Genomic DNA, 13,637 nt, shown 5'->3' on the forward strand with positions numbered 1-13,637 from the left:
AGGGCAGCGCGGTACGTCAGTACGCCCCGGAAACCCCCTGCCGCAGAGCAGCGACCTTCCGGTACAACGACGCCGCCTCCCCCGCCCGCCCCAACTGCTCCAGACAGTGCGCCTCGTCGTTCCGGCTGGCCAGCGCATCGGGATGGTCGGCGCCGAGCACCCGCTCACGGGCCCCGGCCACCTGCCGGTACTCCGCGAGCGCGTCCCCCCACCGCCCCAGCCAGCCGAGCCCGACGGCGACCTCGCGGCGGCTCACCAGGGTGTCGGGGTGGTCGGGCCCGAGGATCCGCTCCCGGATGGCGCACACGTCACGGGATTCGGCGAGCGCCTCCTCCCACCGGCCGAGCCGCCCGAGGTTGACTCCGAGGCCGTGCCGGGCGCGCAGGGTCTCGGGATGGGCGGGCCCGTGCACCCGGGTCCGGTCGTCGATCAGCCCCCGGTACAGCTCCAGGGCCTGCGCGCTGTGCCCGAGCCGGCCGAGGCTGATGCCGACCTCGTAGCGGGCGGCGAGCGTGTCCGGATGGTCGGGGCCGAGCGCCTGTGCCCGCGCCCCGGCGACCTCCTGGTAGGTGCCCAGCGCCTCGGTCCAGCGTCCCAGCTGGCCCAGTGCGTAAGCGACTTCGTACCGGGTGACGAGGGTGTCGGGATGGTTCGGGCCGAGCACCCGGGCGCGGGCCGCGGCCACCTCGCTCGCCATCCGGTACGAGTCGTCGAGGCGCCCGAGCCTGCTGAGGTTGAAGGCGAGGTTGTGGCGGCAGCGCAGGGTGTCCGGATGGTCGGGTCCCATGGCGCGTTCCCGGGTGGCGAGTACGCCCGTGTAGACCTGGTGGGCGTCGAAGTGGCGCCCCAACTGGCCGAGTACGTAGGCCATTTCCTGGCGGGCGGCCAGGGTGTCCGGGTGCTCGGGGCCGAGTACGTGCTCCCTGGTGCGGGCCACGTGCGTGTATTCGCGCAGCGCGTCGGCGGGGCGGCCCGTGCGGCTGAGGGTGAAGCCGACCTCGTAGCGGCTGGCCAGGGTGTCGGGGTGGTCCGGCCCCAGGGCGTGCTCGCGTTCGGCGGCGACGGCGCGGTGCACTTCGCCTGCCTCCGCCCAGCGGCTCAGCCGTCCCAGGCTCAGCCCCGCGTTGTGGCGGCCGGTGAGTGCGGTGAGCAACTCCGGTGCCGGGACGGGTCGTTCGGCGGGCAGGGGGTCCGGGGCGCCGCGGGTGTCGGTGCGGGCGATCCAGTCACCTGTGAGGCCCGCGGCGGCGTCGGGCGGTGTGGCGCGCAGTCCCGCGCCGGTCCCGGTCGCCTTGTGTCCTGTGGTCATGCCGCGGGTCCAGGACGGCATCCGCGCCTCGCGGGAGACGGGCCGCCCGGCCACCACAGGGCCTTCCGCGGCGTCGGGGCCGCCCGCCGCTTCAGGACGCGCTGTCGCCCCAGGGCGTCCCGCCGCCTCGGGCCACTCCCGCACCTCGGGCCACCTCACCTCCTCGGGCCGCACGGGCGCCGACACCATGGTCGGCACGTACGCCGGTGTGGTGCGGCCCGCGCCGATCCGGCGGCCCAGCTCGCGGGCGTCGTGCGGTCGCCGTCCGGGCTCCTTGGCCAGCAGGTCGAGGATGATCCGGTCGAGGAACTCGGGGAGTTCGGCGCGGTGGCTGCGCGGCGGCTCGGGTGCCGTGTCGCGGTGTCCGACGAGGACCGCCCACGCGTCGTCGAGGTCGAACGGCGGGGCGCCGGTGGCGATCTCGTACAGGACGCAGCCGAAGGAGTAGAGGTCGCTGCGCTGGTCGACCTCGGTGCCGCCGATCTGCTCGGGTGACATGTAGTGCGGGGTGCCCATGGCGATGCCGGTGCCGGTGAGGCGTGAGGTGAAGCCGATGTCGTGGCCGAGGCGGGCGATGCCGAAGTCGCAGATCTTCACCGTGCCGTCGTCGAGCCGCATGATGTTGGCGGGCTTCAGATCGCGGTGCACGATGCCCTGCTGGTGGGTGTAGGCGAGGGCGGCGGCGACCTGTTCGGCGACGTCCACGATGTCGCCGACCGGCAGGGGATGCTGCCTGTTGTCCTCCAGGAGCTGGCTCAGATTGCGGCCGTCGAGCAGTTCCATCACCAGGTACAGGACGCCGTCGGACTCGCCGAAGTCGTGGACGACGGTCACGCCGCGGTGCTGGAGGGCCGCCGCCACCCGCGCCTCGCGCCGGAAGCGCTCCCGCAGCACACGGGTGAACGCGTTCTCGTGATGATGGCCCAGCGGTTTGAGGCACTTGACGGCGACCTGTCTGCCCAGCGACTCGTCCCGCGCCCGCCACACCTCTCCCATGCCGCCTCGACCGATCAGGTCGAGCAATCGGTACCGGCCCTGGATGAGCCTGGTCTCCCCCATCTGCCGCGATCGCCCCCGTCGTCCGGACCCGCCCTCCCCTGGCCCGCCCAGTATGACGAGCTATGGTCCGACTTTGTACGGTGCGGGGCGCGAGCCGGGGCCGAGCCGTGACATGGCGCGGATAATGTGTTTGGGCGGCAGTTGCCAGCGCAGACGTGCGGGAACGCAGCGCAGCACGGTGCCTGTGAGGCGCAGCCGCCGGGTCACCGCCCGGGGCGACCGTACGGATCTTCCGTACAACTCATGGGCGTGGGGCGGCAGTGAGGCGTACGCGGTCTGCGCCACCCAGCGCCACAGCAGGGCCCGCGCCGGGACCAGCAGCGGGTGGACGGGCGGCCTGCACAGGAAGTCGTCGACGTCCCGCGCCTCCGGACCGGCGGTCAGTTCGGGGCGGACCTTCTCGAAGTACGCGGCCAGTTCCCGCTGGTCGGACGGTACGCCGGCGGGGGCGAGGCCCACCAGGCGTGCGCTGACGCGGTGTTCGTCGATGTACCGGTCGGCCTGCGCGTCCGTGAGCGGGAGGCCGGAGCGGCGCAGGACGTGCAGATAGGAGTCGATCTCGGCGCAGTGGACCCACAGCAGCAGCGCGGGTTCGTCGACGCCGTAGCGCTCCCCCGTGCCGGGGTCGGTCGCCGTGAGCATCGTGTGGATCCTCCGCACGCGCGCCCCGGCCTTCTCCGCCGCCTCCTTCGTCCCGTACGTGGTGGTGCCGACGAAGTGGGCCGTCCGCATCAGCCGGCCCCAGGCGTCCTTGCGGAAGTCGGAGTTCTGCATGACGCCACGGACCGCGCGCGGGTGCAGGGCCTGGAGGTAGAGCGCGCGGACACCGGCGATCCACATCATGGGATCACTGTGGAGCTGCCAGGTCACTGAGCTCGGACCGAACAGCCCCGGATCGCCTGTGTGCTCCACACCTGTGTGCTCCACACCTGTGTGCTCCACATCCATATGTTCACCGTAACTGCCGTATGCACCTATTGACTTGCATATGGCGCGGGCACCGTCCCGGTGATAGCCATGAGGGGACGTCACCGATCGGCACAGGCCGGTGGTACGAGCCGGCACTCCGTATGAAGGGAGACGGCACATGCCGCGTCTTGCCCGTTCCGAGTGGTACGACCTGACCCGTGACATGAACTGGTCCCTGTCCTACGTCAAGGAGGAGGAGGTCTGGCCGGCCGAGCTCTCCAACGGCTTCGGGCTGCCGGCCGAGGCGTGGTGGGTGTGGGACGAGCCGTACAAGGTCACGTACCCCGAGTACGTGCACAACCAGTACGGCAAGGACGCCGGTGTCTACGCGGTCAACGCCGTCATCGGGCGGTCGAAGGTCTACGAGCAGCTGGACCCGGGGTGGAAGTCGGCGATCATCGCGCACTACGGAGTGATCGCGATCCCGGAGTACCTGGCGAGTCTCGCGGAGTCCCGGATGGGCCGGTTCGGGCGCGCGGCGGCGTGGCGGAACATGGCGACGTTCGGCACCCTCGACGAGATGCGCCACGGCCAGATCCAGACCTACTTCCCGTACGGGCTGCTGGCCAAGGAGCCGCGGGCGGACTGGGCGCACAAGGCCCTGCACACGAACGAGTGGGGCGCGCTCGCCGCCCGCAGTCTCTTCGACGACATGTTCACCGCGAACGACGCGGTGTCCACGGCCGTCCAGCTGACCTTCACGTTCGAGACCGGCTTCACCAATCTGCAGTTCCTCGGGATGGCCGCGGACGCCATGAAGGTCGGGGACGTGGACTTCGGGGCGCTGATCTCCTCGATCCAGACCGACGAGGCGCGCCACTCCCAGCAGGGGGAACCGACCATCAAGCTCCTGGTGGAGCACGGCCGCAAGGATGTCGCGCAGCAGTTGGTGGACCACATGTTCTGGCGGTCGTGGCGGCTCTTCGCCCTGCTGACCGGCCTGTCGATGGACTACTACACGCCGCTGGAGCACCGCGGCCACTCCTTCAAGGAGTTCATGCGGGAGTGGATCTGCAAGCAGTTCCTGGACCAGTTCCGCGACTTCGGGCTGGAGAAGCCCTGGTACTGGGACGAGCACTTCCTGCCCGAACTCGACTGGTACCACCACGCCCTGCAGCTCGGCATCTGGTACTGGCGCCCGACCGTCTGGTGGAACCCCGACGCGGGTGTCGCCCCCGAAGAGCGGGAGTGGCTCGAAGAGAAGTACCCGGGCTGGCACGACACCTTCGGCGGGCACTGGGACGTCATCGACCGGTTCCTCGGCGGGCAGATACAGCCGCCGACGATGGAGGGCGCGCTGGCCTGGATGGGGCTGTCGCCCGACGAGATGGGCCGGGACGCCACCGACTACGCCTGGGCGCAGGCCGCACCGCACGACCGCAGCGCCGCCCGCGGCTGACCCCCGGGCCGCGACGACGCGAACGACCCGGATGGAAGGGGAGGCTCGGCGATGGCGCTGTTTCCTCTGCAGGCCCTGTTCGACGGGGACCTGGTGGTGCTGCTGTTGCCGGTGGACGACGGGGACCCGATGACCGTGGTCGCCGACAAGGTGGCCCACCATGTGGTCGACCACCGTGTGGCCGCGCAGGACCGGCCGCTGCGGGTGCGGCACGACGGGAGGACGCTGCCCGACGACGCCACCGTGGTGAGCGCGGGGGTGCGGCCACTGGACGTGGTGGTCGTGGGGTACGCGTCATGAGCGACGCTCCGGTGCGGTGGTTCGACGTGCCGGAGGCCGAGGGGTTGTGGGAGGGCGATCTCGTCGAGGCGGAGGTCGCCGGTGAGCGGGTGCTCGTGGTCCACCACCTCGACGGGTCCTTCGCCGCGTACCAGGGGGTGTGCCCGCACCAGGAGTTCCCGCTGGCCTACGGCAAGTGGGACGAGGAGGAGAACATTCTCACCTGCGCCGGACACGGCTGGGAGTTCGACCTGGACTCCGGCGCGGGCGTCAACCCGTCGGGCTGCCGGCTCTACCGGTACGCGATCCGGGCCACCGACACGGGCGCCGTACGGATCGGCGTCCCGCAGGACGGCGAGGCCCATCACCACAGCTCCCGAGAAGTGTGAGGACACGACGATGACCGTATCCGGCACCAGCGCCGACAAGCGGGTGGGACCCGTGATCCGCGGCATCGACGGCGACCTCGCCGAGGCGGTGGCCGCCGCGGTCGAGCAGGACAATCCCGGCGCCGAGGTGGTCGTCGACGATCAGGGCGGATACGTACGGATCAGCGTTCCCCGGCGGTGCGTGCTGACCCGCGCCGGCCTGGAGGAGGAGCTGGGCCGGGCGTTCCGGCTGAGTGAACTGGAGCCCGCGCTGGCGGCGTTCGCCGGGCGCCTCCGGCAGACCGAGGAGCAGTGGGTCTGGTACCTGGAGAGGCAGGACTGAACCATGACCGGTGCAGCGAACAGGCGGCAGCAGAAGACCTGGAGCATGTTCGGCGACGTCCGGCGCAGGCCGACGCCCTACGAGGTGGTCACCGGCAGGTTCCACTACCACTTCCGGCGCGATCCGGTCCCCTTCGAGATGGACCCCGAGTGGAGCCTGAACCAGTGGTACCTCGCGCACCGGGAGGGATCGCCCTTCCAGGTGGACGACTGGGAGGGCTTCCGCGACCCCGCGAAGCTGACGTACCGCGACTATGTGGCGCTCCAGCACGACCGCGAGATCTACCTGGACGCCCTCGTGGACCGGTACGAGGGGAACGGGACGGCGGCGACGCCGAGGTCCGGACAGGCGAACCCCGGACAGGCCGCCCCCGGACGGCCCGGCCCCGGTTGGGTGGACACGTTGCGCACGCTGTTCGTCCCCTTGCGTTTCCCGCTGCACGTCCTGCAGATGGTCGGCCTGTACGTCGGACAGATGGCGCCCTCGTCGTACATCACCAACTGCGCGCACTTCCAGGCCGCCGACGAGATGCGCCGGATCCAGCGGATCGCCTACTGGACCAGGGTGCTGGCCGACGCGCACGGCGACGACCTCGCGCGGACCGCCACCGCCCGCCGGGCCTGGGAGGACGGCCCCGCCTGGCAGCCGCTGCGGCAGACCCTGGAGCACCTCCTGATCGCGTACGACTGGGGTGAGGCCTTCACCGGGCTCAACCTCGTGGTCAAACCCGCGGTGGACACCCTCGTCAACGAGATGTTCGGGCAGCTCGCCGAGGCCAACGGGGACCGGTTCCTCGCCGAGCTGTGCACCGAGTTCGCCAGGGACGCCCGCCGCAGCCAGGACTGGACCCAGGCCCTGACGGGCTACGCGATCGAGCGGCGGCCGGAGCTGGCCGGGGTGCTCGACGACTGGGTGACGACGTGGCGGCCCCGCGCCGACGAGGGCGTCGAAGGCCTGGCGGAGCTGTTCACGACCGCGCCCCGGCCGCTCGCCGCCGACGTCACCGCGCGCGTCCGCGAGGTGCACGACGAATTCCTCGTCGGTACCTCCATCTGAGTCGGTACCTCCATTTGACGGCAGGGCGGCTCGCACCGGCTGGGGACGACGGACTGCCGCAGGGTGGCTCCACCGGCGTAGTGTTTTTGTCGCGATGCAGAGCGGGCACGCGCGCTGCGCGATGGGGGGGGAAGACGATGATCTACCTGTTATTGGCTGTGACAGCAGTCGTGTCCATCGGGGTGTCCGCCACGGTGGTGTTGGTACGCCGGCAGCGGCGCCGGACAGGTTCCGGTTCGGAGGCACAGCGAATCGAAGCGGCGGCCACGAGCCGCCGACGCGATGCGCGTCGCCAGGCTCATGCCCATCAGTACTTCAACGACGGCGCCGGCCTCAGCGCCGTACGAAACCGTGACTCTCGTATGTAGCGGCCGACGGGCCGGCGCGACTGATCCAACGTCGCGACACTGCAACGCGATGCGATCCTCGCTGCAGCCCGCTAGCGCCGCACCCTGGGCATGCCCAGTCCGATCCACGAGATGATCTCCCGTTGGATCTCGTTGTTGCCGCCGCCGAAGGTGAAGATGACGGCCGAGCGGTAGCCGCGCTCCAGGTCTCCGTGCAGGACCGCGCCCGCCGACCCGTCCTTCAGGGCACCCGCGGCGGCGACGATCTCCATGAGACAGGCGTACGCGTCACGGCGGGCCTCGGACCCGTACACCTTGACCGCGGAGGCGTCCTGCGGGGTGAGGGTGCCCTCCTGGACGGCGTTCACCATCTGCCAGTTGAGGAGTTTCATCGCGTCGAGCCTGAGGTGGGTCCGGGCGAGGGTCCGGCGCACCCAGGGCAGGTCGACGACGCGGCGTCCGTCGGCGAGTTTGGTCTCCATGGCCCAGCGCTGTACGTCGTGCAGGGCGCGGATGGCCATGGTGCCGTGCGCGGCGAGCGTGACGCGCTCGTGGTTGAGCTGGTTGGTGATCAGCCGCCAGCCCTTGTTCTCCTCGCCGACGCGGCGGGAGGCCGGGACGCGGATGTTCTCGTAATAGCTGGCTGTGGTGTCGTGCGAGGCAAGGGTGTTGATGAGCGTGCAGGAGTAGCCGGGGTCGGAGGTCGGCACGAGGAGCATGGTGATGCCCTTGTGCGGCGGCGCTTCGGGGTCGGTGCGGACGGCGAGCCAGACCCAGTCGGCCGTGTCGCCGTTCGTCGTCCAGATCTTCTGGCCGTCGACCGTGTAGTGGCCGGTCTCGACGTCTCCCTCCCTGACCGCCCGCGTCTTGAGGGCGGCCAGGTCCGTGCCCGCGTCGGGTTCGCTGTAGCCGATCGCGAAGTCGATCTCGCCGGAGAGGATCCGCGGCAGGAAGTGGGCCTTCTGCTCGTCCGTGCCGAACCTCATGATGGTCGGGCCGACCGTGTTCAGCGCCATCAGCGGCAGCGGTACGCCGGCCTGGGCGGCCTCGTCGAAGAAGATGAACTGCTCCATCGGCGTCAGCCCGCGCCCGCCGTACTCCTTCGGCCAGCCGACGCCCAGCCAGCCGTCGGAGCCCAGCCGGCGGATGGTGTCACGGTAGAAGCGCTTCTGCGCGGGCGGGTCGGCGTACCGGGCGTGCACGTCGTCCGGTACGAGTTCGGCGAAATAGGCGCGCAGTTCGGTGCGCAACCGCTGCTGCTCCGGCGTGTATTCGAGATGCACGGCGCCTCCCTGGTTCCCCGACCCGCTGCGGCGGGCACCCGGACCTGACGGCGCACACCGTAGAACGCGTTCCAGAAATAGGGAATGCCGGTGACAGGCCCGGCTGGGTCACCGCAGCTGGGCGAGGAATTCCGTACAGGCACGGGCACAGTCGCGGCAGGCCTGGGCGCTCTCCCCGGAACCGGAACCGGTGCCGGTGTCGGTGCCTGTGTCGGCGTCGAAGACCTGGGCGGTTTCGAGGCAGACAGTGCGGCACCACTCGACCTGGGAGCGCATGGTGTCCTCGGACTGGGTGACCTGCTCCGCCAGGAGACGGCAGGTCGCGTCGCAGACCTCCGTGCACAGCATGCCCTTGCGCCGGATCAGTTGCTGGCCCTCGGGACCGTCGATGTCGGCGAGGCTCGCACGCAGGGCACACACCCTCGCGCACTCGGTGCAGGCCTGCGCACAGGCGAACCGGTCCTCAAGGAAACGAACGAGTTCCTGAAGCTCTGTCACTGACACATGGTTCGGGTAGCCGGACGCCGCCGCGCCAAACCTGGCGAGAACAAGCGCACCCCGAGTGACCGCACATGTCCGACGGGTCGGGCGCGCTGAAGTTATTGACGTGGTCACGACCGCGCCCTACGTTCTGACCGGCTCGCCGAACCTTGTTCGACATATCGGCCCATCCCTTCCTCGGCAACCAACCCGGTGCGGGCGACCACTGATCCGCGACAACGTACGGATCGGCAGACAAGGAGACCTCGTGCGCACTGCGGGCATGCTCACAGGGACGGCGCTGGGTGCCGTGCTGACGACGATGGCGACCCCGGCGCCGGCGACGGCCGCAACGGCCGCGCCCACCGCCGCGACGATCGTGGTGGCGGTCGACGGTGACGACTCAGCCGCGGGCACCCTCGGACAACCGCTGCGGACCATCCAGAAGGCCGTCGACAGGGCGAGGCCGGGTGACGTCATCGCCGTGCGCGGCGGCACCTACGTCCTGACCGACAACATCACCGTCACCACCTCGGGAACGGCGTCGCAGCCGATCTCCCTCGGCGCCCACGAGGGCGAACGGGTCGTCATCGACGGCGAACAGCTGCCCGCCAGTCACACACCGGTCGGCGGCAGCATCCCGCGCGCCGAGCGTGGCGCCGTCCACCAGGAGGCCTCGTACTGGAAGGTCTCGGGTCTGGAGATCGTCAACGGGCCCTACGGCTACTACTGCGACGGCTGCAACAACAACGTGTTCTCCCGCCTCACCACGCACGACAACTACGAGTCCGGCTTCCAGCTCCAGGGCGCCTCGGCGGGCAACCAGATCCTGAACCTGGACAGTTACGGCAACCGCGACCCGCGCAAGAACGGCGAGAGCGCCGACGGGCTGGCCATCAAGGAGGGCAGCGGGAGCGGCAACATCGTGCGGGGCGCGCGGCTGTGGAACAACGTGGACGACGGTTACGACGCCTGGAAGTTCACCTCGCCGGTCGCGGTGGAGAGCACTGTCGCGTACGGCAACGGCTACAACCGCTGGAACTTCCCCGACTTCGCGGGCGACGGCAACGGCTTCAAACTGGGCGGCGGGAGTCCGGCCCCGGCGGTGGCCCACACGCTGCGCAACTCGGTCGCGTACCGGAACGCGGCGCACGGCGTCACCGACAACGGCAATCCCGGCGCGCTCGCCCTGAGCCGCAACACGACGTTCCGCAACGCGGGAACGGGTTTCGACGCGGACGGCTCGGGCGGGACGGCGGTCCTCACCGCCAACCTCTCCGTCGCGGACTCCCGGGCCGCCGCCCTCGGCCCCACGACCACGTCCTCGGGCAACTCCTGGGAGCTGGGCGGCGCCTGGGGCGAGTCGTCGGTCGTGAGCACGGACCCGGGCGCCGTCACCGGCCCACGCTCGTCCGACGGCGCACTGCCGCCCGCCCGGGACTTCCTGGTCCCGCGGGACGGCACGCCGATCGGCGCCAGGTTCTGAACCACCCGTCTCAACCGGCCCGCCGAGCCGGACACCTGACCACTGAGCCGGACACCAACCGCCGCACCCGAACCGCCGGCCCCACGGTCCACCGCACCACGGTCCACCGCACCACGAACGGCAGGCACGCGTCCCCTAGGAGAGCCGCACATGATCACGCCAGACAGACCCGCCGGGTTCACCGGATCCGCCCCCACGCCGGACGCGACCGGTACGCCCCGACCCTTCGCCCCCTCGCGCCGGAGCCTGTTGCGGGCCATGGCCGCCGTGCCGGTCCCGGCCCTCGCCGTGGGCGGGCTGCCGGGCCTGCTCGGTCCGGCCGCGGCGGCGGCACCGCCCAGCGGCTCCGCCACCCGCTACACCATCGTGCCGTTCCTCAACAGCAACGACGGCACGGTGAACGTCTACCAGTCGGACGACGCGACGGACTTCCGGCTCCTCAAGTCCTCCGCGTACACCCCGCCGGCGAACCGGATCCGGGACGCCAGCATCCTCAAGCACACCGACGGCTACTACTACATCACCTACACCACCCACACCTGGCAGGACACCAGCACCACCATCGGCTTCGCCCGCAGCTCGGACCGCAGCAACTGGACGTTCCTGTACGACTACACGGTCCCCATCACCAATTTGTCGCGCGCCTGGGCGCCGGAGTGGTTCGTCGACAGCGACGGCAGTGTGAACATCCTGGTGTCCTGCTCGACCACCAACGACGAGTGGATCTTCACCCCGTACCGGCTGCGGGCCACCAACTCGGCACTCACTGGGTGGAGTTCGCCGGTCGCCCTGTCCGGTATCGGCACCAACCACATCGACACGTTCGTGGTGCGGACCGGCTCGACCTATCACGCCTTCACGAAGAACGAGACGTCGAAGTACATCGAGTACGCCACGGCCGGCGCGCTCACCGGGCCGTACACCATCAGCCGGACCGGCAACTGGGCGGGCTGGGGCGGCACGCGTGAGGGTGCCGCGCTGATCCAGCTCGACAACGGCGCATGGCGCATCTTCTTCGACGGGTACGGCGACGGCAGTTACTACTGCAGCGACAGCTACGACGGCTTCACCACCTGGAGCGCGCCCCGGGCGCTGCCCGGCATCTCCGGTACCGCGCGCCACTTCACCGTGCTCAAGGAGACGGTGTCCGGCGGGGTGAGCCTGCCGACGGGGGTGACCCGTTCGCTCCGGTCGGGCAACTACACCACCCGTTACTGGCAGGACCAGTCCGCCCTGCTCAACCTCCCCGTGGTGACCGCGTCCAGCACGGCCGCGGAGAAGCAGGCGTCCACGTTCACCATCGTGGCGGGCCTCGCCGACGCGAACGGCTACTCCTTCCGCAACGCGGCCGGCAACTACCTGCGGCACTGGGACTTCCGGGGCCGTTTCGACGCGAACGACGGCTCGTCCACGTTCGCCGGGGACGCCACGTTCATCGCCCGTACGGGCACCGCCAGTGGTTCGGTCCGGCTGGAGTCGTACAACTATCCCGGCCGCTACCTCCGCCACTACAGCTACCAACTGCGGGTGGACGTGCCGGACGGCACCGACCTCTTCCGGCAGGACAGTTCGTTCGTCGCCACCACCGCCTGGGCCTAGGGCCTGTCTGACAATTCCCGTCTGCCGGACACGCGTCCGGCGGCCGGGCGAACCTCCATGGGGGAAGAGAGGTCCGTCCGGCCGCCGGATGTCAGCGTGTCCCGGGGTGGTGTCCGGGCCGGCGCTTCCGGGTGGGGCCGGGAGCGCCGTCCGGGGCGGAGCTTCTTGCAGCGGAGCTGGGTGGCGCGTCTCGCGTTCGCGGTGCCGGATGCAGGTCACGCTGATGAACCGGAACGTATTCGGTAAGCGCTTTCTAGTCAACGCCTCCCGCAGTTCGCATCCGGCCAACTCCGTCGACACGTGGCCAGACGCAGCCAGACGTGGCCACACGCGGCCGGACACCCCGTGGGCCCTGCCGCACCCCGCCCGCCCGTACCGGAACCCAGCGTCCGGCGAGTGGCACCGGCCGGGGTGTAATGGGGGCCGGAGACCGAACCACCGGGAGTGTCCATGGCCGCCGACCGGCCCAGACTGCTGTTCGTGACCGATCTGGCCTACCCCGCCAAGGGCCGCCGGTACTGCGACGAGGACATCTTCCTGACCTCCCGGCTCCGCGAGGACTTCGACCTCGCGCTGTGCCACCCGCTCGACGCGCCCGCGCTGATGGACTCGCCCGGCTTCGACGCCGTGGTGGTCCGCAACAGCGGGCCCGTCCTGCACCACCAGGCCGCGTACGACGCCTTCCGCGAGCGGGCGACGAGCCACGGGGTGCCGGTCTGCACCCAGCTGACGGGCAAGGGCGACCAGGCCGGGAAGCAGTATCTCGTCGACCTCACCGCCCAGGGCTTTCCGGTGATCCCGACCGTCGACCGGCCGGAGGATCTCGGGCTGCTCCCGCACGCGGCCGCATACGTGGTGAAACCGAAGCTCGGCGCGGACTCGATAGGCCTGGAGTTCGTCCCCCGGGAGCGGCTGCGGACCCTGTCGTTCGACGACGGCCCGGGCCTCCTCGTCCAGCCGCGCATCGACTTCCGGTACGAGGTGTCGTTCTACTACGTCGACCACACCTTCCAGTACGCCCTGTACGCGCCCCGCCCCGACCGCCGCTGGCACCTCGAACGCTACGAACCGACGCCCGCCGACCTGGACTTCGCGGCGCGGTTCATCGACTGGAACGACATCGACCACGGGATCCAGCGCGTCGACGCCTGCCGCGCGCCGGACGGCGCGCTGCTGCTGGTCGAACTGGAGGATCTCAACCCCTATCTGTCCCTGGACCTCCTCGACGACGCGACCCGTGACTCCTTCGTGGCGGCCTTCAAGGCGTCGCTGCACCGTCTGCTCGACCGCGCCTGATCTTCACCGTTCGCCGCCGTTCGCCGCCCTTGCCCACCGACTGTCGCCGCTCGCCGCCGTACGCGCACCGGCGCGGGCCCGTGACCTGGCGCGACGCGGGACAGCACAGTCCGTCACGGGCAATGCGGGTCCGCCCGACGGCTCTTGACACGCCCGGACCAGGTCGCTTTACTCCATCCAACGCCAGCCGAGCACCTGGCGCGAGAGGGACGCCCAGCCGGTAGACGGTCCACGCACCGTGAGCCCGGACAAAGTCGCCAGGACGGCCGCACAGCGGCGGATTCCGAGGCGGGGACGTACCCCCCGGTCCCTGGAGCTCATCATGTTCCTCCCCCTCCCCCACCGGACGATCCCGTTCGGCCGC

Annotated in this window: 12 protein-coding genes; 8 read left to right on the top strand and 4 right to left on the bottom strand. The window is 70.5% G+C overall.

Annotation, left to right across the window (positions count from 1 at the left end; genetic code table 11):
- Positions 1 to 16 precede the first annotated feature (16 nt).
- Both C6Y14_RS25155 and C6Y14_RS25160 read right to left on the bottom strand, forming a co-directional pair.
- Positions 17 to 2,368, bottom strand: coding sequence for a serine/threonine-protein kinase (locus tag C6Y14_RS25155; RefSeq protein WP_107019090.1), 2,352 nt, complete (start codon positions 2,366 to 2,368; stop codon positions 17 to 19).
- A 60-nt stretch (positions 2,369 to 2,428) separates the two neighbouring features.
- Positions 2,429 to 3,316 carry an oxygenase MpaB family protein gene (locus tag C6Y14_RS25160; RefSeq protein ID WP_107019091.1) on the bottom strand — a complete coding sequence of 296 codons (888 nt, stop codon included), beginning with the start codon at positions 3,314 to 3,316 and terminating at the stop codon, positions 2,429 to 2,431.
- Between the two features lie 139 nt (positions 3,317 to 3,455).
- Between C6Y14_RS25160 and C6Y14_RS25165 the strand changes: the two genes are divergently transcribed.
- The 5 genes from C6Y14_RS25165 to C6Y14_RS25185 are packed head-to-tail and all read left to right on the top strand — an operon-like array spanning position 3,456 to position 6,782.
- The gene (locus C6Y14_RS25165; protein ID WP_107019092.1) at positions 3,456 to 4,736 is read left to right on the top strand and encodes a ferritin family protein; all 1,281 of its coding nucleotides are present in this window, start codon (positions 3,456 to 3,458) and stop codon (positions 4,734 to 4,736) included.
- A 51-nt stretch (positions 4,737 to 4,787) separates the two neighbouring features.
- Positions 4,788 to 5,036 (top strand): toluene-4-monooxygenase system B family protein, encoded by a 249-nt coding sequence (locus C6Y14_RS25170; protein WP_107019093.1) that lies wholly within the window; start codon positions 4,788 to 4,790, stop codon positions 5,034 to 5,036.
- Complete coding sequence (locus C6Y14_RS25175; protein ID WP_107019094.1) at positions 5,033 to 5,404, top strand: Rieske 2Fe-2S domain-containing protein; 372 nt, start codon at positions 5,033 to 5,035, stop codon at positions 5,402 to 5,404. The genes C6Y14_RS25170 and C6Y14_RS25175 overlap by 4 nt, the downstream gene beginning before the upstream one ends.
- Positions 5,405 to 5,414: 10 nt before the next feature.
- A complete protein-coding gene (locus C6Y14_RS25180; RefSeq protein ID WP_107019095.1) occupies positions 5,415 to 5,726 on the top strand; it encodes an MmoB/DmpM family protein in 312 nt (103 codons plus the stop codon).
- Between the two features lie 3 nt (positions 5,727 to 5,729).
- Positions 5,730 to 6,782, top strand: a complete 1,053-nt coding sequence (locus tag C6Y14_RS25185; RefSeq protein WP_107019096.1) for a ferritin family protein — start codon at positions 5,730 to 5,732, stop codon at positions 6,780 to 6,782.
- Positions 6,783 to 7,221: 439 nt separating this feature from the next.
- Here the strand turns inward: C6Y14_RS25185 and C6Y14_RS25190 are convergent, their stop codons facing one another.
- Both C6Y14_RS25190 and C6Y14_RS25195 read right to left on the bottom strand, forming a co-directional pair.
- Entirely contained in the window at positions 7,222 to 8,412 is a 1,191-nt protein-coding gene (locus C6Y14_RS25190) for an acyl-CoA dehydrogenase family protein (protein WP_107019097.1), read from the bottom strand.
- A 108-nt stretch (positions 8,413 to 8,520) separates the two neighbouring features.
- Entirely contained in the window at positions 8,521 to 8,916 is a 396-nt protein-coding gene (locus tag C6Y14_RS25195; protein WP_107019098.1) for a ferredoxin, read from the bottom strand.
- A gap of 298 nt (positions 8,917 to 9,214) precedes the next feature.
- Between C6Y14_RS25195 and C6Y14_RS25200 the strand changes: the two genes are divergently transcribed.
- The 3 genes from C6Y14_RS25200 (at position 9,215) to C6Y14_RS25210 (ending at position 13,273) form a co-directional block, all read left to right on the top strand.
- On the top strand, positions 9,215 to 10,378 hold the full coding sequence (locus C6Y14_RS25200) for a right-handed parallel beta-helix repeat-containing protein (RefSeq protein WP_225891275.1): 1,164 nt from the start codon (positions 9,215 to 9,217) through the stop codon (positions 10,376 to 10,378).
- A gap of 258 nt (positions 10,379 to 10,636) precedes the next feature.
- On the top strand, positions 10,637 to 11,977 hold the full coding sequence (locus tag C6Y14_RS25205) for an AbfB domain-containing protein (RefSeq protein ID WP_225891276.1): 1,341 nt from the start codon (positions 10,637 to 10,639) through the stop codon (positions 11,975 to 11,977).
- 450 nt (positions 11,978 to 12,427) lie between these two features.
- Positions 12,428 to 13,273, top strand: a complete 846-nt coding sequence (locus tag C6Y14_RS25210; protein ID WP_107019101.1) for an ATP-grasp domain-containing protein — start codon at positions 12,428 to 12,430, stop codon at positions 13,271 to 13,273.
- Positions 13,274 to 13,637: the final 364 nt, after the last annotated feature.

Source organism: Streptomyces dioscori (assembly GCF_003024195.1).
Taxonomy (GTDB): Bacteria; Actinomycetota; Actinomycetes; order Streptomycetales; family Streptomycetaceae; genus Streptomyces; species Streptomyces dioscori.